The sequence below is a fragment of the Halorubrum zhoui genome (assembly GCF_051194155.1).
In the GTDB taxonomy this organism is placed as follows: domain Archaea; phylum Halobacteriota; class Halobacteria; order Halobacteriales; family Haloferacaceae; genus Halorubrum.
Genome location: NZ_JBLZNJ010000002.1, coordinates 1 through 21,162 on the forward strand (window position 1 = coordinate 1; position 21,162 = coordinate 21,162).

Below are 21,162 nucleotides of genomic sequence, written 5' to 3' on the forward strand. Positions count from 1 at the left end.
GACCAGTATCGCGCGCTCTTCGAGGGCGGCACCGACGGTCCCGTCTCGACGCTGCCGAACGGGCGACAGACCCGACTCGCGACGGGAGCGGGCGACACCGTCCCGGTCGAGACGAACCTCACGACCGTCGAACTCGACGACGGACCGGTGACGTACGGCGTGTTCCGCGACGTCTCCGAGCGGAAGAAGTACACCAGACGCCTCGAAGCCGTCTTCAACGGGACGGTCCAGCTCACGGGGCTGGTAGACCCGGACGGCACCGTCGTGAGCATCAACGACGCCGCGGTCACGTTCACCGGCACGGGCCGCGACCGGCTGGTTGGAAGTCACCTCAAACACGCACTGTGGACCGATGCGGACGCCGAGGCCGACTTCGACGTCGACGAGGCGATACGTCGGGCGGCGAACGGCGAGTCGGTCAGACGCGAGACGGAGCTCCGCGGGACGGATCGGATCGCGACCGTCGACTTCTCCGTGAAGCCGGTGCAGACCGACGACGGCGACGTGCCGCTGCTCGTCGTCGAAGGCAACGACATCACCGCGCAGAAACGACAACAACAACACCTCCAGGTGCTCCAGCGCGTGATGCGGCACAACATCCGCAACGACCTGAACGCGCTCCGCGGCTGGACGAACCTGCTCGTCGAAGAGCCCGACCCGGACCGGCGGGCGGCCCACTTCGACCGGATCGAACGCGGCTTCGACCGGTGGGAGCGCATCGCCGAGAACATCCACCGGATAGAGCGAGCGATCGGCACGCAGCCGGCGGACGCAGAGCGCGTCTCGGCGGCCACGCTCGCGCGGCGCGTCGTCGACGACCGACGCGACGACCACCCGGCGGCGACCATCCGGGTTCACGCGGACGACGCGGTGGGGACGATCCCGCGGCTGATCGACGTCCCGCTCGGCGAGCTGGTAGACAACGCGGTCCAGGCACACCCCGGCGAGCGTCCGACGGTGGACGTCACGGTGACGCGTCGAGACGGCGGATGGCTGCGGATCGCCGTCGCGGACGACGGTCCGGGGATGCCGCCGATGGAGGCCTCGGTGCTCGAAACCGGCGAGGAATCGCCGCTGAGCCACGGGAGCGGGCTCGGCGTCTGGACCGTGCGGATGGTCGTCACGCACTTCGGTGGCGACGTCGAGGTGAAGACGGCCGACGACGGCACGCAGGTCGTCCTGTGGATTCCGACCGGCGAGACGAGCCACGAGGACGGCCGACCCACCGCACCCTCGTCGGCGGTCGCGAACCACGGCTAACACGTCGCGAGACGAACGGGCAGTGAGGTGCGTGACGGACGACGGGGGTCGAAGGGGCTACTCCGGGGCGACTCCTGCCGTCGGCCGAGACGTCTCGGCCGGCTGTGTCGACTCGTCCGTGACTCGCGGTGATCCGAGCGTCCGCCAGGTTGGATCGACGTCGCGTTTGCCGCGGACTCGCGCTTCGACGGACTCGGCGTCGGCTCGCACCTCGACGACGTAATCGAAGTGGGCGGCTCCGTACGGCTGGTCGCCTCGCGCCGGCGGGACGTGTACGAGCCCGCCCACGTCGTGGTTACGCCACTGTCCGACGAGTTCGTGGAGGAACTGCTCTAGCGGCCTGGACGCGTGGTGTGACCGCAGCTGGGTGACGGTCGACACCCCGAACACCCGTGGTCCGTCACGCTCGGCGAGTCGGTCGGTGACCGACTGTGCGGCGACGCCCATCGCGGTCAGGTCGTCACACCGGAGCGCCTCGCCGCGGCCGGCCGCCTCACGCTCGCGGGCGGTCGCCCCCGGGGTGCAGTCGAGGACGACCGGATCGACGTCCGGGAGTCGGGCCCGCACCGCGTCGTCGGGATACTTTGTCGTGAGCACCGCGCCCGTCTCCGCGACCGAGCGGAACAGCGCGTAGTAGATGTCGTCACAGAGCTGGGTGCTCGGCCCGGCGACGCCGACGATGTCGCCCGCTCCCATCGCGACGTCGTCGGCGAACGCCGGAACGATCGTCTCCGGGTCGGGGTCGACAGCAGAGACGAACGCCTCGCCGGGGTATCGCTCGGCATCGATCAGTTCCTCGACGAGCGGCGAGTCACCGATCGCGTCGGCGTACACCGACGGGTCGACCCACGCCTCGTAGGACTCGGCCGTCTCGTCCGTCGAGCCCATCCGGTCCGCGTCGGCGACGAGCTGTTGGTACTCGTACGAGAGCCTCGCGATGCGGTCGGGCGTCCGACTCACGGGTGGGACACCTCCGTTCGACCGACCGCGACCAGGGAACCGAAGAGCGCCGTGGGACCGACGCCGTCGACGCCGACGCACTGCGGTAAGTTCATGTACGACATCACACTGTACACCCACATATTACCACGCACAGAGATGTGTGCCCGAACGCGACGACACCTCACATGTCCGGTCCCGGACGCACTCGGCGTCGGTCGCCGGTCACTCGTCGAAGAACTCGCGGATGACCTTCGCCTCTGCCGCCCGGAGGTGTTGATGCAGCGTCGACGACGAGACGTCGAATCGGTCGGCGAGTTCGGAGCCGCTCGTCGCGCGCGGGTCGTCGTAGTACCCCTGTCGGAGCGCAGACTCGAGTATCTCGCGCTGGCGGTCGGTGAGTTCGGCCGCGCGGCCGCGGCCGGTCGACCCCGTTCCCTCCGCGGACGCCTGCCGCTTCGCGACGAGCGAACACGACCCACAACGCGACTCGAGCTGTGCGCGGACGGCACCGATCTGTGTCGGGTCACGCGTGTGGAAGCCGAAGACCACCGCGTTCGACCGGGCTCTGGCGCCGACGAGCCGCGTCTCGCTGCGGTCTAACACGTCGAGCAGTGTCCCGACGTCCGTCTGTGGCGTGTCGACGACCTGGAGTTCGACCTCGTGTGTGCCGGTCTCGCGCTTCGTGATCGACTCGAGTTCGAGCCCCGGCGTCCGGGCGACGTACGACCGGACCGTGGGCACGGTGTAGCCGTCCGTGTGCCCGTACAACAACAGCGACGCGTCGCCGCCGACCGCAACCTGATCGACGACCACCGACCCGTCGGGCGGCAGGTCCGGGAAGAAAGCCGGCGGGTCACGACACTCGAGGTCGAACGTCACCGCGTCGGTCCGCTGGCCGCCCGTCTCGAGCGTCGACAGGCGTTCGCCTGCGGCCGCTGCGACCGCCTCGACCGCCTGCCGACGGTCGGCCCCGAACGCGTCGGCGCGCGGGCTCGCGAACTCGGCCACGCCGTGGACCGTACCGCGATGACTCAGCGGGACCGCGATCGACGACCGGTACCCGAAGTACAACAGCTGGGTGGCCCACGCGCCGTGCTCGTCGGTGGCGTCGTCGGCGACGTGTTGGGTCGTGTCGGTCGCGCCGGCGACCACGGCCGGGAATCGCTCGTCGCGTTCGTACAGCTTCGCCGGCCCGCCCGCCGCCGACACGACGGTCGGGTCGACGCGGTCGGTGACGGAGTCGTAGGTGCCGACGACCGCGTAGGCGGCGACGTCCTCGCCGAAGGTCGACACGGCGTCGTACACGGCGTCTATCGTTCGCGCGTCGGCGATGGTCTCGACGGCGCCGACGACTGCCTCCCAGAGCGACCGGTACTGCGCCGCGCGCTCTCGACTCTCCGTGACGTCGTCGGAGAGGCTCTGGATCGATCGCTGTTGTCGGAGCTGCGTGAGCGCCGCGGTCACCTGTCGCCCGACGGCACCGATGAACGACTCGAGCTCCGGGTCGCGGTCGGCGACGGAGACGGCGAGCACGCCGGTGTCGTCGAGCGAGACGGCGAGCACCTCGTCTGCCGCCGGGCCACGGTGCTGGTCGTCGAAGCGGTCGCCGTCGATCCACTGTGGCTCGTCGCTGCCGAACGCACGCCACGCGTCGCCTCGCCCCGGCTCGATCCGGGTCGGAAACGCGCTGCTCGTCGACGCGTCGGCGACGGCTCGCCTGCGAAGCGCGCCGTCGTCCTCGTCGCGCGCGTAGATCGCGACCTGGTCGTTCGAGACGACGTCTGCGACCGCGTCGACGCACGCCTCGAACGCGTCCGACGGGGTCGACGCCTGCAACACGCGGTTGCTCACCGTGTAGAGGTTCGTGAGCTGGCGCTGGCGGTTCAGCTCCGCCTGCACGTCGGTGAGCTCGGTGATGTCGTTGGCGACGCCGAGTACGGCCTCGTCGTCGCCGTCGACCGGCGAGAACGGAATCTTCCACGTCTCGAGCACCCGCTCTGTGCCCTCGGCGTCGGTGAGCGTCTCTTCGGTTCGGTGAAGCGGCTCGCCCGTCTCGAGCACGCGCCGGTCGTCGTCGGTGAACGCCTCGACCTCGTCGGGATCGGAGGCGTAGTCGGCGTCGGTCGAGCCGATGAGGTCGTCGACGGTTGTGCCGTACGCGTCCGCGACGGCCTCGTTCGCGAGGATGAACTTCCCGTCGGAGTTCTTCGCGAAGATCAGCTGTGGGACCGTGTCGATGACCTGCTTGAGCTGGTTCCGTTCGGCCGCGATCCGCTCGCGGGCGTCCTGTAGCCGGCGGCGACGGTCGGCGAGCGTGAGCGCCGTCTGGAGGTGTCTGGCGATGATGACGATCAGCTCGCGGTCCTCGACCGGCACGTCGTCCGCCGACGGCGACCCGACGATCAACACCCCGTCGTCGCCGACCGGGACGATGAACTCCGAGCCGAGCGGCGTGTCCGGGTTGTGGGCGGCCGATTCGGCGGCGAGGTCGGCACAGTACCGCGGCTCTCCGCGCTCGAACGCCTCCCAGGCGACCGACGCGCCGGGCTCGAAGCGCGGCACCGTTTCGACGATGTCGGTTCCCTGCGTCGACACCTCGACCGGGACCAGCGCCTCGGCCGTCTCGTCGTGTGCCCAGTAGCCCGCGAGCGGTCGACCGACGATCACTGTGATGGCGTCGATGACGGACTTGATGACCGACTCGCGGTCCGCAGCAGTCATCACCGTCTCGACGAGCGCACGGGTCTCTTCGATTCGCTCGCGGGTTCGCTCCCGTTCGGTCAGGTCGATGTTGACGCAGGCGAGCCCGCCGTCGGGGAGCACGCCCAGTGCGACCCGCTGGGTGAGCGGCGAGCCGTCTTTCTGCTGACCGACGAGCTCGCCGTCCCACGTCCCCTCGGCTTCGAGGACGGGGAACACCTCGCGCTCGATGTGTTCGGCGACCGTGTCGTCGTAGAACTGCCGCCAGCTGCCGCCGAGCAGTTCCTCGGCCTCGTCATAGCCGAACATCGTGACGTGCGCCTCGTTGAGGTAGGTGTAGTCGCCCTCCTCGTCGAGTAGCGCGATCCCCGACGGCGAGATGTCCATCGCGGCGGCCTGTCGCTCGAGTCGTTCCTGTCGTTCGAGCCGGTCGGTCGCGTCCTGGAACACGCCCACCACGTACGCCGTCTCGCGGTGGGTGACCGTCGTCGACCAGACGTCGACCGGGACGACCTCGCCGTCGCCGCGCTGGATCCGGACCGCCTCTTCTTCGTCTGCGTACACTCGCTGTCGGCGGTCCGTCGGGACCGCGTCGAAGCCCTTTCGACGCTGTGGCTCGTCTCCAGGTGGGTGCAGCTCCGTCTGGTGGGCACCGATGAGTGACGACCGACTCCGCGCGAACAGGCTCGTCGCCGCCTCGTTGACCGCCACGACGGTACCCGTCTCGGCCTCGGCGACGACCAGTGCGGACGGCGCCTCGATGGCCATCCGGGCGAGGAAGTTGCCCGCGTCGTCGCGAGGCGTGATCTGTTCTCGGCTCATCACGCGTTCTCTCCGATACCCACGAGCGTCCCCGTCTTGAGCCTATCGGAGCCGTGATTGCGGGTCTCACCGCCAGGGACGACCCTCGGCGGGTCACCGCCAGGGACGAGATTCGGCCGTGCGTTCGCCGGCGACGTCGCGGCGCATCGCGGCCGCCGGGTCGTCGGTGTTTGCTATCGCCCACATGAGTTTCACCGTGGCGGTCCCGGGGAGGGTGTCACCGGCCTCGACGACGCCGGCGTCGAGGAGGTCGCGGCCGGTGTCGTACACCCGGTCACAGACCCGCCCGGCGAGACACTGGCTCGTCATCACGACGGTCGTCCCGTCCGCGACGAGCGACTCGAGACGCGGGATCAGGTCGGTGTGGACGTGGCCCAGTCCGGTGCCCGCGACGACGACGCCGTCCATGCCGTCGAGGTACGACCACGCGTCCGGGTCCATCCCGGGCGTGAACCGAACGAGCTCGACGTCGACGGCGAGGTCGGGGGCGATGGTCGGGTCCGCGTCGGTGTCTCGTGGCGTCGGCTCGCGGTTCCACGCGACCGCCTCGGTCGCGACCGCCCCATCGCTGCCGGCCTCGGCCGCCCGCTCGTAGTCCACCGTCCCGAGCGGCTTCGCACCGACGGTCTCGAAGGCGTCGCGTCTGGAGGTGTGGTTCTTCCTGACGCGGGTGCCACGGTGGAGCGCACAACGGTCGTCGTTCGGCGTCGCGTGCATACACACGAGCGTCTCCGCGTGGTCGGCCTTGGCGGCCTCGACGGCACACACCGCGTTCATCACGTTGTCAGAAGAAGGGCGATCCGCAGAGCGCTGGCTCCCGGTGAAGACGATCGGCACCGGCACGTTGAGGACGAACGAGAGCGCGGACGCCGAGAACTGCATCGTGTCGGTCCCGTGCATCACGACGACGCCGTCGGCACCGTCTTCGACCTCCTCGTAGACGGCCCGGGCGAGGTCGCGCCAGATCGCCGGCTCCATGTTCTCGGAGAGGATGTTGGCGACGACGCGGCCGCGGTAGTTCGCTCGCCCGGCGAGCTCTGGGACGGCCCGGAGGACGTCTTCGGCGTCGAACCGGGCCGTGACGGCCCCCGTTCGGTAGTCGACCGTCGAAGCGATTGTTCCGCCCGTCGAGATGAGCGCCACCGTGGGGAGGTCGTCGTCGAACGTGATCTCGCTCGACTCGGTCGCACCGGCCGCGTCGTCGACGGCGCGCGCACCGGACTCGATCACCTCGGTCGTCGCCGCCGCACGATCGATGCCGACGTTGTACCCGCCGTCGAGCTTGAGCACGAGGTGCTCGTCGGTCGTCGACGGCAACACCACCCCCTCGTTCGTGACGTCGCCGCGCTCGGCGCGAACGCGATCGCCTGGTTGCATGCGAACCGCTACCCCGGCCGCGGACTTGAATCCAGCCGTTCGTCCCTGGCACGCTCTGGCGGCCGGGTGGGTCGGCTTCGTCGCCTGCGTTCAGGTCGGGAGGTCGGCGTCGGGCCCGACGACCCGGTCTGGGGCCGGCGGTACCTGCCAGTCGGTCGTCCGCTCGAGTAGCTGTACGACGATGCCACCAGTGGCGCCCCAGACGAGGTAGCCGTCGACGTGGAAGAAGTGGAGTCGGTGTGGGTCGCCGTCGCGCCCGACTCGGCGTTCCGACTCGTAGTTCGTCGGGTCAGTGAACGCGTCGACCGGGAGCAGCACGACCTCCGCCACCTCCGACTCGTCAGGAACGTACTCGCGATCGGGCGCGACGCCGACGAACGGCCTGACCGCGTAGTCGCTGGTGGTGGTCACGTCGTCGATGCGGCCGAGGACGTCGACCTCCGCGGGCCGGAGGCCGATCTCCTCGTGGGCCTCACGGAGTGCCGTGTCGTTCAGCGTGGCGTCGGTCGGCTCGCGTCCCCCGCCGGGGAAGCTCATCTGTCCGGGGTGTCGACCGAGGTGTGTCGCGCGCTTGGTGAACAACAGGTGGGCCTCGCCGTCGTGTGCGACGACCGGCGCGAGCACGGCCGCCTCACGGCGCGCTGCGGCGGCAGCGGGGGTGTGCCGACGAATCCCCGACAGGTCCATACGCGAGTGTACGATTCGGGGGTCGTTAACCTTTCTTTGCGGGCGGGCGGGGACCACCGGGTGCGGCGCGGGCGACGACCCGGCGACCGCCTCGTCTCTGGGGCGACTCGCTCTCGTACGTGTGTGGTGATCGTGTGACCGAGACGATCTGCGACAGCCGGGCACCAGTTACCGCCACACCCTCCCCAGCCGATTCGCCCTCGTACGTATGTGGTGATCGTGTGACCGAGACGACCGCACGACAGCCGGACACCAGTTACCGCCACGCCCTCCCGGGCCGATTCGCTCGCATACGTAGTTGGTGGGTGTGTGACCGAGACGAACGCGCGACAGCCGGGCATCAGTTACCGCCACACCCTCCCCAGCCGATTCGCTCGGTCGCTTCGCTCCCTCCCTCATCCCTCGCGCGCGCTCGCGAGCCCGCCTTCGGCGGCTCGCGAGGCGCGCGCCACCGCGAGGGTGGGGGTCGACGTCTCACACCTGCGTCGCAATTCGGTCGCCGACGTCGAGCCCGTTCGCGAGCGCGGCGTGGAGTCGTGCCTCACCGGCGACCCAGTCGCCGAGCACGTAACAGTCGTGTGCGGCGGCAGCGGCCACCGGATCGGGGTCTACGCCACCTTCGGGGATCGCGTAGCGCCACCCTTGGTGGTCCGTCCACGAGGGGTCGAGCAGCCGGTCGTCACCGACGATCTCGGCCGCGTACCCGGCCAACTCGGCCACGTTGTCCGCGGGGTCGTCGTCGTAGTGGGCCGTCGACCACTCGCCGCCGGCCTGGACGACGAGCAACGACTCCCCGTCGGGCACGTGCCCGGCCTTACACTCCTCGCGTGAGATCCACCCGACTGCGTGCTCTTTGTCGGTGTTGACGAGCCCGTAGTACGGCCGGTCGAGCGCGAACGGATAGTGGAGCACGGCGGTCCAGACGGACCGGTACGGCACCGACTCGGCCGCCCGCTGGAGCGACTCTCGGGCCGGCGCGTCCCACTCGGCGTCGGCGAGCAACGCCGCGGTCTGTGGTGCCGGCGGGTTCACCACGACCGCGTCGAACGGGCCCCACTGCTCGCCCTCGTCGTCGACGAGCGTCCACGTGCCGTCGCTCGCGCCGGACGCGTCGGTGTCTCCGTCGCCGGCGGGCACCCGGCGAATCGTCTCGACGCGGGTGCGCCGGTGAACGGTCGCGTCGGTCCCGCCGAAGAGCCGCTTCGCGATCTGGGTCAGCCCCGTCCGATAGCTCCACTTGTGGTCGTCGGCGTCGCGTCCGGGCGACACCTCACCGGCGGCGTCGAACGTGTGTATCGGCTCGGTCGCGTCGACCATCCCGTCGTCCGCGAGCGTCTCCGTCACGAGCGTCGTGACCCGGTCATTTGCCGATTTGAGGTAGTTCGCGCCGTAGTCGTACACGAGCGATCGATCGTCGTTCCGCCTCGTCGCGGCCCGCCCGCAGAGACCGCCCGACTTCTCGAGCACGGTTATCTCTGCGTCTGGCACTGCGCCGTCGAGGACGTGCGCCGCCGCCGCGGCGGCCGCGCCCGCGCCGACGATCCCGATCGTGGTCATCAGTACGCGATCGATGCGGACGCGTGGAGTTAACGGTTGGCTACGACAGACCGCCTCGGTCGGTCGCCGAGGTCACTTCTCGATGATGCTCTCTTCGACGGCCTCGCCGAAGTGGCGCGCGACGTCCTCGTAGTAGACGACCACCTCGTCACCGGTCTCGAGGTCGGTCACCGCGGTGCGTCCCTCGTCCGTGGCGACTTTCACGGTCTCGGCGTTCTGGATCAGCGTCTCGACGCGGTCGACGCCGTCGTCGGTCGTGACCTCCGCTTGGATCCGAAACATGGGTCGCTTCTCGATCTTGACGCGGCCGACGATCGCCTCGCGGGTCCCGCCGTCGCGGTCGACGACCTGTACCTCGTCGCCACTCGACAGCTCGGCGAGGTAGTTCGTTCCTCCCTCGGGGTTGCGCACGTACGCGTGGACGGCACCCGCGTTCACGCGAAACGGTCGGGATTCGACGTACGGCGATTCGGCGGTCTCTGCGTGGACGAAAAAGAGGCCTCGCGAGAGCGATCCGACGAGCATCCCCTCCGCGTCGTCCATCAGCGACCCGGTGTCGATACAGACGCGGTCGGCCATCCCGGTCGCCTCCACTGCGGTCACCGTCGCGGTCGTGAGCTCGAGCGACTCCCGCTCGGCCGCGTCTCGCGCCTCGACGGCCCCGCGGATCTCCTCCGGTGAGTCGGTGTCGAGGAGGACGCCGTCGGCCCCGAGTTCAAGCGTCTCGAAGGCGGTGCGTGCCTCGGCGGCGGTGGTCGCGCCCGCGACGAGGTGTGTCTCGTCGCCGACGCGCGCGATGAGGTTCTCGAGCGGGATGATGGACCAGTCCTCGCCGATGACGACGGTGATGTCGGCCGCCGCCGCCGCCGACTCGGCGAACGCCTCGTACTCGGTACCGAGCACGCGGACGTACGCGCCCTGTGCCCGGTCGTCGCGACGCCGCAGGGTGGTGAGGTCTGCCGAGCCGGTGAAGTCGTCCGGGAGGTCGATGCTGCCGTCGCCCTCGCCGCCCTTCCCGACGAACGTCGCGTCCGCCTCGGCGGTCTCGCCGCCGCCGTCGACGACGTCGGCGTCGGACAAGAACGCCGCCACGTCGATCGCACCGAGGTCACGGACGCGGCCCACGTCGTCTTCGTCGACCAGTACCCAGTCTGCGCCCGCCTCGATGGCGGTCGTGATCCGTCGCTTTCGCGCCTCCCAGTCCCCGACGCTGTCGTCGGCTTTCACCCAGACCGTGCGTGTCATTACCCGTCTCTCACGGCGACCGGGCTTGAAAACTGCGGAAGGGCTCGGTGAGACGCAGGCGTGGGTCTGCGACCGCGTGAGTCCCCTACGCCTCGAGGAACCCGCCCGCGGCGAGCGCCTCCTCGACCGGCGCGTCGTCGTGGACGACCGCCGACACGGCCCGCGCGATTCCACGCGGGTCGTCGTGTTGGAATATCGACCGTCCCATCGAGACGCCGGCCGCGCCGCCGTCGACCGCGCCGCGTACCATCTCGACCGTCTCTCGGTCCGTCCCCTTCGACCCGCCTGCGATGACGACCGGCAGCCGGGTCGACTCGGTGACCCGCTCGAAGGAGGCGGCGTCTCCCGAGTATCCCGTCTTCACCACGTCTGCGCCGAGCTCCTCGGCGAGACGCACCGCGTGTCCGAGCGACTCCGGATCCGCGCTGTCGACGCCCGGGCCGCGGGCGTACGCCATCGCGAGCACCGGCAACCCGAGCCGGGCCGCGTCGTCGGAGAGCCCCGCGAGGTCTTCGATCTGGTTCGGCTCGTGGTTCGAACCAACGTTGATGTGAAACGAGACCGCGTCGGCCCCGGCACGGACCGCGGCCTCGGCGTCGGCGGTGAGCCGTTTGTCCTGTTCGTCGGGACCGATCGTCGTCGAGGCGTTGACGTGGACGATGTAGCCGGCACCGTTCTTGTTCGCGTGGACGCGAGGCGCGATGCCCTTCTGGGTCAACACCGCGTCTGCGCCGCCGCTCGTGACGCCGTCGATGGTCGACTCGATGTCGACGAGGCCCGTGACCGCCCCCATCGTGATGCCGTGGTCCATCGGGACGATGAGGTAGCGGTCGTTCGTCGAGATCCGGTCGAGTCGTGCGGAAAGTCCTGCTGTCATGGTGTGGGGCTCGTTGTGTGAGCGTGTGTCAAACGGAGGTAAGACGGTTTCGTTCGGGGACGAATTGGCTTGCACCGTCAGCGCGTGTGCCGTGGACGCGATACCGACGGGACACAGCGCGTGTGCCTGCGATCGGTCACTGCGTCTCGGGGGCGACGCGTGCTTCGAGCCCACGCTCTGCGCCCGCCTTCAGCTCCCGCGAGCGCGCCGCCAGGTCCTCGGCGACAGCCTCGACGGGCCGGTCACGTTCGTGGCCGTCGGCGACGATGTCGACGAGCGCGGACCCAACGATGATGCCGTCGGCACCGCCTGCGACGATTCGTTCCGCCTGTTCGCCGGTCGAGATGCCGAACCCGACGGCCTTCGGCACGTCGTACGCCGCCAGTCGGTCGAGGCTCTCCGTCGTCTGGTCTGAGACGTCGCTCTTCGCGCCCGTCGTGCCGAGACGCGCCTGAACGTAGACGTAGCCGGAGACCTGGTCCATCATCCGCTCGAGCCGGTCCCCACGGGTCGTCGGCGCGACGATGAACACCAAATCGAGACCGAACTCGTCACAGGCCGCACGGAGCGGCCCCGCCTCCTCTGCGGGGAGGTCGGGGACGACGAATCCCTCGAGGCCGGCGTCGGCCGCGCGCTCGACGAACGGCCGCGGGCCGTCCGCCTCGGCACCGCCGCCGTACTGGTAGATCAGGTTGTAGTAGGTCATACACACGAGCGGCGCCTCCACCGTGAGCTCCTCGACGAACGCAAAGAAGCGGTCCGGCGTCATCCCGCCTTCGAGCGCGCGGACGACGGCCCCCTGGATCGTCGGTCCCTCCGCAATCGGCTCCGAGAAGGGCAGCCCGAGCTCGATGACGTCTGCGCCGCCCCGGTCGAGCGCTTCGACGTACGCGAGTGAGGCGTCGTACGTGGGGTCACCGACCGCGAGGTAGGGTACGTACGCCGCCCCGTCGGCGAACGCGTCGTCGAGCGCGGGGCTGTTCGCACGGGTCGTCACTCACATCCCCTCCGTGAACAACGACATGTCCGGCGCCCCCGGGACGTCGCGTTTGTCGGTCTCTTCGATGGCCGCATCGAGGTCTTTGTCGCCCCGTCCAGAGACGTTGACGACGACTCGATCGCCGAGCGACTCGGTGTGTTCTTCGAGGAACCCGAACGCGTGTGCGGTCTCTAACGCGGGGATGATCCCCTCGGTGTTCGAGAGGCGGTGGAACCCCTCGAGTGCGGCGTCGTCGTCGACTGCGACGGGCGTGACGCGGTCTTCGTCGACCAGACACGCCAGCTCGGGACCGACGCCAGCGTAGTCGAGCCCGGAAGAGACGGAGTGACTCTCCATGATCTGGCCGTCGGTGTCCTGAAGCAGCTTGGTCCGTGCGCCGTGGAGGACCCCCTCTTCGCCGGTGTACAGCGAGGCGGAGTTGGGAGCGACGCCCGCCTCCTCGTCGACCTCGAGCGTCGACCCGCCGGCTTCGACCGCGTGAAGCGCCACGTCCTCGTCGTCGACGAACGCCGCGAACGTTCCCATGGTGTTGGAGCCGCCGCCGGCGCAGGCGACGACGTCGGTCGGGAGCGCGCCCAGCTGGTCGAGCGCCTGCTCGCGCGCCTCCTCGGAGATGATCGCTTGGAAGTCGCGGACCATCACCGGGAACGGGTGGGGACCGACGACGCTGCCGATCACGTAGTGGGTGTTCTCGACGGTCGTCGCCCAGTCGCGCATCGTCTCCGAGATGGCCTCTTTGAGCGTTCCGCGGCCGGCCGTGACGGGGTTCACCTCGGCCCCGTTCAGCCGCATGCGGAACACGTTGGGGCGCTGGCGGTTGATGTCGCGCTCGCCCATGTAGATCTCACACGGCATGTCGAGGTGGGCGGCCGCCATCGCGGTCGCGGTGCCGTGTTGGCCGGCCCCCGTCTCCGCGACGATACGCTCTTTGCCCATGTACTTCGCGAGCAACACCTGCCCGAGCGCGTTGTTGAGCTTGTGAGCCCCCCCGTGGAGGAGGTCCTCACGCTTGAGGTACACCTCGCGGTCGTACCGTGCAGAGAGGCGATCGGCACGCTGGAGCGGGGTCGGCCGGCCGCCGAAGTCCGTGATTCGCTCGCGGAACTCGTCTACGAAGCCGTCCTCGTTCCCCAAGACGTACCGCTCGTAGGCGTCTGCGAGCTCCGTTATCGCCGGCATCAACGCTTCTGGCACGTACTGGCCGCCATAGCGGCCGAACTTCCCGTCGTCGCGGCCGCGGCGTCGTCGCGGTCCGGTACTCGGCTCCGTCGTGGTGGGTTCTGATTCGCTCATGTGTGCGTCGTGACGTCGTGTGTGTCTGTCTCCTCGTGGTCCGTCACCGTATCGCTGGCGGTCCCGCCATCGGTGACCGCGTTGTCAGCGTCCGCGTCGTCGGCTCGCGTCAGCGCCCGAGTCGTAGACTCGACGTCCCCCGCCATGATGGCGCTGCCGACGAGCAGCGCGTCGGCTCCCGCCTCGCGCATCCGCCGGACGTCCGCCGGCGTCGAGATCCCGCTCTCGGCGACGAGAGTCACGTCTTCGGGTGCGTCGGGTGCGACCGACTCGAACGTCTCGAGGTCGACGACGAGCCGTGCGAGGTCTCGGTTGTTCACCCCGACGTACGTTGCACCGGCTTCCACGGCAGCCGTGAGCTCCTCGCGGTCGTGCACCTCGACGAGGACCTGAAAGCCGCGGTCGCGGGCGGCTGCGAGCAGGGACGAGAGGCCGTCGCCGACGAACCGCGCGATGAGGAGGACCACGTCGCTTTCGGCCGCGTCGAGTTGCGCCTCGTCGACGAGGAAGTCTTTCCGGAGGACCGGCACGTCGACCGCCGCACGGACGCGGCGCAGCGTCTCGACGCTCCCGCCGAAGTGGTCGGGCTCCGTGAGGACGCTCAAGGCCGTCGCGCCGCCGGCGACCATCGACTCTGCGAGCTCGACCGGGTCGTCCTCGCGCGTTCCGTCGGTCGTCGGGCTCGTCGGTTTGATCTCGGCGATCACCGGCACGCGGCCGGCAGCCGTCGCCCGGTCGAAGGCCGCTCCGAGATCCCGGGGCTCGACGGCGACGCGGTCGGCACTCGACGCCCCCGTCTCGATCTCGGCCGCTCGATCGCGTGCGGCAGACAGGATCGACTGGACTGCCGGGTCCAACTCCGTGGGTTCCTCCATTAGTGTACACTAATGGACGGATATGTTCATAAGGCTTGCGGGCAGCGAGGCCGCGCCGGGTCGGACCACGGTCGATTTCTGCGGCGAGTGTCTCGTACGCCGCATGGACGAGCACGCGAGCGCAGGCGTCTACGCGCGTGAGTACGAGTCGATCGACGCGGTGGTCGAACTCGGTGTCGCCGGAGGTCGGGTGATCGCGGTGCGGTTCCCCTCCACCACGCCGAGCGACGCGGGACGAGAGCATCTCCTTCTCGATCACATCGGTGCAGCCATCGACGGATCGACCGACGCGTTCGAAGCGCTCGCGACGGCCGAGGTCGGGCTCACCCTCGCGACCGACCAGCGACGCGTGTTAGAGGCGCTCCGGTCGGTCCCGGCCGGCCAGTCGGTGTCGGTGAGCCGGCTCACTCGGCTCGCCGGGTCCGACCCGAACGAGGCCGACGACCTCGAGACGGTGACGGCGGCACTGCGGGCGAACCCGGTGCCGATACTCGTTCCCGACCACCGCGTCGACGGCGGCCCGTACGCGACGCCAGCCTCCGTCCGCGACGCCCTCCGGCGCGCCGAGGGACTCTGATCGGCGGCCGACTCCACGGCCGAACGACCGACCCACCCGCGCGGCGTCGACCCCGAGAAACTATACCGTGGGCCGACGGCGTGTACGAGCATGGACGAGGGGGAGCGTTCGTACCTCGACGCCGGGGCACAGCGGGACGACGCGATCGACCCACGCACGTCGTTTCGGGAGTCGGCCGCGGTCTCGGACCCGACGGTGTACGAGCGGTTCACCGAGACGTGGCCTGACGCCTGGCGAAGGGCGGCGGCGTGTCTCGAGTGGGATCGCGACCCCCAGACGGTCCTCGGCGGCGAGCCGCCGGCGTACGAGTGGTTCCCTGACGGCCGGCTCAACGCCGCCGTCAACTGCGTCGACCGTCACGTGGAGACGCGGCCGAACCAGCTCGCCGTTCGGTGGGTCGGACGGCGCGGCGAACAGCGGTCGTACACGTACGCCGACCTCTCCCGTGCGGTGAACGCCGCCGCCGCCGGGCTCCGTGAACTCGGCGTGGACGCCGGCGACGTCGTGACGCTGTACCTGCCGATGATCCCGGAGCTACCGGTCGCAATGCTCGCGTGTGCGCGTCTCGGAGCGGTCCACAACGTCGTCTTCGCCGGGCTGTCGGCGGAGGCGCTCGCGGCCCGCCTCGACGCGGCCGACTCGACGGTGCTGATCACGTGTGACGGCTACTACCGCCGCGGGGACGCGTTCAACCAGAAGTCCCGCGCCGACACCGCGCGGGTACGGAGCGAGGTCGACCTCGCGGCCACGGTGGTGGTCGACCGGCTCGGCGACGCACTCGAGGTGTCGCTCGGTCCCGACGAGGTCGACTACGGAGCCCTCTGTGCGAGCCACGAGGGCACGACCGTCGACCCCGTCACGCGTCGTGCTACGGACCGGTTGTTCGTGATGTACACCTCCGGGACGACCGGACAGCCGACGGGCGTCGAGCACACGACGGGTGGGTACCTCTCGCACGTGGCGTGGACGACGCGAACCGTGCTCGACGTGCGACCCACAGACACCTACTTCTGTGCGGCCGACATCGGCTGGGTCACCGGCCACTCGTACGGCGTGTACGGTCCGCTCGCGGTCGGGACGACGGTCCTGATGGACGAGGGGTTCTCCGACACGCCCGACCGGATCGCAGAGCGCATCGACCGACACGACGTGACCGTCTTCTACACCTCGCCGACGACGATCCGGTCGCTCGTGAAGCGGGGGGCCGCGGCACTCGAGGAGTACGACTGCTCGTCGATACGGCTGTTGGGGACGGTCGGCGAGTCGATCACGCCGGAGACGTGGCACTGGTATCGCGACCACGTCGGTGACGGCGAGACGCCGGTCGTCGACACGTGGTGGCAGACCGAGACCGGCGCCATCCTCCTGGCGACGCTGCCCGGCGTCACGCCGATGAAGCCCGGTGCCGTGGGGCCCCCGCTGCCGGGGATCGACGCCCTCGTCGTCGACGAAGACGGCGACCCGGTCGACCCCGGTGAGCCTGGTGTGCTCACACTGACCGCGCCGTGGCCCGGCATGTGTCGAGGACGCCACGCGGGCGACGACCGCACCCGCACAGGCGACGACCGCACCCGCGAGACGGACTGGGTCGAGACCGACGACGGCTGGCGATACCGGACTGGTGACCGCGCAGTCGTCGACGAGGACGGCTACGTACGCATCCTGGGTCGCGTCGACGACGTGCTCAAAGCGTCCGGCACGCGATTCAGCGTCGGTACGCTCGAGGCGGCGATCGTCGGCGTCGACGGCGTCGTCGAGGCGGCCGCGGTGACCGACGACCGTGGAGCGATCGTCGCGTACGTCGTCACGCGCTCCGACGGCCGACCGAGGGCCGACCACCGCGAGGCCATCGCCGCGGCGGTCGAGACGGACGTCGTCGCCGCCGCGGTTCCCGACCAGATCGTGTTCACCACGGATCTCCCGAAGACCCGATCCGGGAAGGTGATGCGTCGACTGCTGGCGGACGTCGCCCGCGACGAGGCGTTGGGTGACGTGAGCGCCCTTCGCAACCCCGAAATCGTCGGTGAGATCGCCTCGGCCGTCCGCGAGGACGCCTCGACGCCGGAGTGAGCGGCGACGTCTCGTTTCGGAATCGTCGTGTAAGCCGAACGTCGTTCTGAGCTCCACACCAGCCCGGGACGTCTCCCGCTCGTGCGCGGGAGGATCCACCGACGCGACCGATCGAAACGTTCTCACTTCGGACTCGCATACGGATCCGAAACGATGGGCGAGACGCTGTCACGGGCGTCGTACGACGCGCTGGTCGCGGCGGCGACGACGACGCGGGCCGAGATCGTCGTTCGCCTCGCTGGGGAAGCCGGGTTGCGCACGAGCGAGCTGCCGCGGGTCCGACCGGGTGACCTTCGCGAGCCGCCGACGTCGTCGGTCGCGCTGCTCGCGGTCCCGACGGCAGACGGCGACGCCGTCGACCGCGAGGCTCCGGTGCCGGCGTCGCTCGCGGCGTCGCTTCGGGCGTACGCCGAACGGATGGACCTGGACGACACGGATCCGTTTGTGCCGGTGTCGACGCGTCGCATCCAGATGCTGGTGCGCGAGACCGGCACACGTGCGGCCGAGACTCGGCCGGATCCGGCGCTGTCGTCCGTCACTCCTCGGGCGCTCAGGGAGCGATTCGCCCGCTGGCTGCTCCGCGACCGCGGCCTCGATCCGAACGTCGTCCGCGCGGCGGGCGGCTGGGAGACGCTGGCCGCGCTCGATGACCACCTCGAGTCGCTCGACGGAGACGCGGTCGCGGCGGCGCTTGACCGCGCCGACCGCCCCGACGTGGTGCCCTTCCTCGAGGCGGTCGAGGCCGCGACGGAGGCGACGGGCCGCGACCGACTGTTCGAGACCGTGACGGCGCGGCTGGCAGCGAGCGATCGCTTCCGGGACGCTCGAGTGGTCCGGCGAACGCCGTCGACGGACCGCGTCGAGCCGGGCGATCCGCCGTGGCGGGAGGCGATCGAGGGGGGGACGGTGACGACCGCTGTCGTCGACGGCGTGCGGTGGGTCGCGGCCCCGGTTCGCCACGGCGAGACGACCTACGGCGCGCTGTGTCTCGCGGTCGACGACGCGCTGTCGCCGACGGCTGCCGACCGGCGAGCGACCCAGACGGTCGGGCGATGTCTGGGGTGGGCGGTCACCGCCGGCCGGTGGCGCGAACTGCTCCACTCGGACGGCGTCACCGCCGTCGAGTTTCACACGGCCGCGGCGGCGGACGTCCTCGCGTCGACGAGCGCGGCCGTAGAGTGCGAACTCACCCTCGAGTCGACGGTCCCGGTCTCTGCGGACGCGGCACGGTGGTTCCTCACCGTGACCGGAGCCGGCCCACAGGCGGTTGCCGACGCGCTTACCGCCCCCGACGCGGTCGGGTCACTCAGCGTGGTCGAGACGCGTGCAGACGGCTGTACGGTGTCCGTTCGGGCGACCGGCGGGTCGATCGTCCACGCACTCAGCGCGCGCGGTGCACGAATCCGCGAGGCGACGGCCGTCTCCGGGTCCGTGCGCGTGGCCGCCGACTTCCCAGACGGGACCGCGATCCGACAGGTCGCCGACGACCTGCGGCGGGCGTACACTGGCACCCGACTCACGAGTAAGGAGTCGACGACCCGGCGGGCGCGTACCGAGTCCGCGCTGCGCGAGGACGCCACAAGCCGACTTACCGACCGGCAGCTCGCCGCGCTGTCGGCCGCCTACCACAGTGGGTACTTCGACTGGCCGCGCGACAGCACGGCAGAGGAGGTGGCCGACGCGATGGACGTCTCCTCGCCGACGTTTCACAACCACCTCCGGAAGGCCGAGCGGGCGATGTTCGACGCGCTCTTCGAGCCGGCGAGCGCCGAGCCACGCCGAGACGCCGATCGCCACTCGTGAATAACTATCACGATCTTTCCGTATTTAGGGTGGTTGTTTATGTAAGGGGGGTCGGTGTATACGATCGAACGCATGACAGACGATGACGGACAGCTGGAAGCGCGGTTGGAAGCACAGGACGTGTTCGAGCCGTCCGACGCCTTCGTCTCGCAGGCGAACGTCTCGGATCCGGACGTGTACGAGCGGTTCGACGCGGAGTGGCCGCACTGCTGGGAGGAGGCCGCCGACCTGCTCACCTGGGAATCACCGTACGACCAGGTGCTCGACGACAGCGACCCGCCGTTTTTCGAGTGGTTCACCGGGGGCGAACTGAACGCCTCCGCGAACTGTCTCGACCGACACCTCGACGAGCGTGGCGACGAGGCCGCCATCGAGTGGGTCGGCGAGCCGGTCGACGAGGCGAACCGGACGTACACCTACGAGGAGCTCCACCGGGAGGTGAACGAGTTCGCGGCCGCGCTCCGCGAGCAGGGCGTCGAGGCCGACGACGTCGTCACGATGTACATGCCGATGATCCCGGAGCTGCCGGTCGCGATGCTCGCGTGTGCGCGCATCGGTGCGCCACACAGCGTCGTCTTCGCGGGCTTCTCGGCCGAGGCGCTCGCCACGCGGATGAACGCCGCCGACTCCGAGTACCTGATCACGTGTGACGGATACTACCGCCGCGGCGATCCACTGGACCACCTGGCGAAGGCGAACGAGGGACTCGCCGACGTCGAACACGACACCACGACTGTCGTCGTCGACCGGCTCGGTCCGAACGGCGACGACTTCGGCCACGACCTCGGCGCGGCCCAGCACGACTACGGCGACCTCGTCGGAGCCCACGCCGGCGCGACGGTCGAGCCGGTCACGCGGGACGCAGAGGACATGCTGTTTCTCATGTACACCTCCGGCACCACGGGCCAGCCGAAGGGGGTCAAACACACCACCGGCGGCTACCTCTCGTGGGTGTCGTGGACCTCGCAGGCCGTCCTCGACGTGAAGCCCGAAGACACGTACTTCTGTGCGGCCGACATCGGCTGGATCACCGGCCACTCGTACATCGTCTACGGCCCGCTCGCACTCGGGACGACGACGATGATGTACGAGGGGACGCCCGACTACCCGGACCGCGACCGACTCTGGGAGATCGTCGAGGCGTACGACGCGACGCAGCTGTACACCGCGCCCACCGCGATCCGCGCGTTCATGAAGTGGGGCACGGAGTACCCGGACCGACACGACCTCTCTTCGCTCCGGCTGCTCGGCACGGTCGGCGAGCCGATCAACCCGCGTGCGTGGACGTGGTACTACACGCACATCGGCGACGACTCGTGTCCAGTCGTCGACACGTGGTGGCAGACCGAGACCGGCGGAATGATGATCACGACGCTGCCCGGGGTCAAAAAAATGAAACCCGGGTCGGCGGGGCCGCCGCTGCCGGGCGTCGACGTCGAGTTGGTCGACGCGGCCGGCGAGCCGATCGAGCCCGGGCAGGCGGGATACCTCACCGTACAGAAGCCGTGGCCCGGGATGCTCCGGACGCTGTATCGTAACGACGAGCGGTACATCGACGAGTACTGGGCCGAGTACTCAGACGTCGACAGCGACGACCCCGACGACTGGGTGTACTTCCCCGAAGACGGCGCGAAGATCGACGAGGACGGCTACATCACCGTACTCGGTCGGGTCGACGACGTGATCAACGTCTCCGGACACCGGCTCGGCACGATGGAGATCGAGTCGGCCATCGTCGGCGTCGAGGGCGTTGCCGAGGCCGCGGTCGTCGGTGGCAACCACGACATCAAAGGCGAGGCCGTCTACGCGTACGTCATCACCGAAGACGGCTACGAGGGCGACGAGACGCTGCGCGAGGCGATCGTCGCGGGCGTCGAGGACGCGATCGGGCCGATCGCCCGACCCGAACAGGTCGTCTTCAGTCCCGACCTGCCGAAGACCCGGTCCGGGAAGATCATGCGCCGGCTCCTCGAGAACATCGCAGACGGCGAGGAGATCGGCAACACCAGCACGCTCCGGAACCCCGAGATCGTCGCCGACATCCAGGCACAGGTGACCGAGTAGCGGGCAGTCGCCC

General features: G+C 69.7%; 15 protein-coding genes. 5 read left to right on the forward strand and 10 right to left on the reverse strand.

Features of this window, described 5'->3' with window-relative positions; genetic code table 11:
- Positions 1-1,260 (forward strand): ATP-binding protein (locus ACNTAO_RS01735; RefSeq protein WP_435160224.1); only part of this gene is annotated, 1,260 nt, incomplete at its 5' end.
- 57 nt (positions 1,261-1,317) lie between these two features.
- Here ACNTAO_RS01735 and ACNTAO_RS01740 read toward each other — a convergent pair.
- From ACNTAO_RS01740 to trpC, 10 genes are all read right to left on the reverse strand, one after another.
- Positions 1,318-2,220 (reverse strand): DUF7504 family protein, encoded by a 903-nt coding sequence (locus tag ACNTAO_RS01740; protein WP_435160225.1) that lies wholly within the window; start codon positions 2,218-2,220, stop codon positions 1,318-1,320.
- Positions 2,221-2,424: 204 nt separating this feature from the next.
- On the reverse strand, positions 2,425-5,724 hold the full coding sequence (locus ACNTAO_RS01745) for a PAS domain S-box protein (RefSeq protein ID WP_435160226.1): 3,300 nt from the start codon (positions 5,722-5,724) through the stop codon (positions 2,425-2,427).
- A 93-nt stretch (positions 5,725-5,817) separates the two neighbouring features.
- Positions 5,818-7,101: a Glu-tRNA(Gln) amidotransferase subunit GatD gene (gene gatD / locus ACNTAO_RS01750; RefSeq protein WP_435160227.1), complete on the reverse strand. Its 1,284-nt coding sequence runs from the start codon at positions 7,099-7,101 to the stop codon at positions 5,818-5,820.
- A 90-nt stretch (positions 7,102-7,191) separates the two neighbouring features.
- Positions 7,192-7,788: an NUDIX hydrolase gene (locus ACNTAO_RS01755; RefSeq protein WP_435160228.1), complete on the reverse strand. Its 597-nt coding sequence runs from the start codon at positions 7,786-7,788 to the stop codon at positions 7,192-7,194.
- A 474-nt stretch (positions 7,789-8,262) separates the two neighbouring features.
- Positions 8,263-9,345, reverse strand: coding sequence for an NAD(P)/FAD-dependent oxidoreductase (locus tag ACNTAO_RS01760; protein ID WP_435160229.1), 1,083 nt, complete (start codon positions 9,343-9,345; stop codon positions 8,263-8,265).
- 72 nt (positions 9,346-9,417) lie between these two features.
- Entirely contained in the window at positions 9,418-10,590 is a 1,173-nt protein-coding gene (locus tag ACNTAO_RS01765) for a 3-dehydroquinate synthase II (protein WP_435160230.1), read from the reverse strand.
- A gap of 85 nt (positions 10,591-10,675) precedes the next feature.
- Positions 10,676-11,467, reverse strand: coding sequence for a 2-amino-3,7-dideoxy-D-threo-hept-6-ulosonate synthase (locus ACNTAO_RS01770; RefSeq protein ID WP_435160231.1), 792 nt, complete (start codon positions 11,465-11,467; stop codon positions 10,676-10,678).
- A gap of 136 nt (positions 11,468-11,603) precedes the next feature.
- Positions 11,604-12,464, reverse strand: coding sequence for a tryptophan synthase subunit alpha (gene trpA / locus ACNTAO_RS01775; RefSeq protein WP_435160232.1), 861 nt, complete (start codon positions 12,462-12,464; stop codon positions 11,604-11,606).
- A complete protein-coding gene (trpB, locus tag ACNTAO_RS01780) occupies positions 12,465-13,760 on the reverse strand; it encodes a tryptophan synthase subunit beta (RefSeq protein WP_435160233.1) in 1,296 nt (431 codons plus the stop codon).
- Complete coding sequence (trpC, locus tag ACNTAO_RS01785) at positions 13,757-14,635, reverse strand: indole-3-glycerol phosphate synthase (RefSeq protein WP_435160234.1); 879 nt, start codon at positions 14,633-14,635, stop codon at positions 13,757-13,759. Before trpC ends, trpB begins: the two co-directional genes overlap by 4 nt.
- A 103-nt stretch (positions 14,636-14,738) precedes the next feature.
- Here trpC and ACNTAO_RS01790 point away from each other — a divergent pair, with 103 nt between their 5' ends.
- The 4 genes from ACNTAO_RS01790 (at position 14,739) to acs (ending at position 21,149) form a co-directional block, all read left to right on the forward strand.
- Positions 14,739-15,212 carry an MGMT family protein gene (locus ACNTAO_RS01790; protein ID WP_435160235.1) on the forward strand — a complete coding sequence of 158 codons (474 nt, stop codon included), beginning with the start codon at positions 14,739-14,741 and terminating at the stop codon, positions 15,210-15,212.
- Positions 15,213-15,302: 90 nt separating this feature from the next.
- A complete protein-coding gene (locus ACNTAO_RS01795; protein ID WP_435160236.1) occupies positions 15,303-17,282 on the forward strand; it encodes an acetate--CoA ligase in 1,980 nt (659 codons plus the stop codon).
- A gap of 153 nt (positions 17,283-17,435) precedes the next feature.
- A complete protein-coding gene (locus ACNTAO_RS01800) occupies positions 17,436-19,085 on the forward strand; it encodes a bacterio-opsin activator domain-containing protein (RefSeq protein WP_435160238.1) in 1,650 nt (549 codons plus the stop codon).
- Between the two features lie 72 nt (positions 19,086-19,157).
- Entirely contained in the window at positions 19,158-21,149 is a 1,992-nt protein-coding gene (acs, locus tag ACNTAO_RS01805; protein WP_435160239.1) for an acetate--CoA ligase, read from the forward strand.
- Positions 21,150-21,162: the final 13 nt, after the last annotated feature.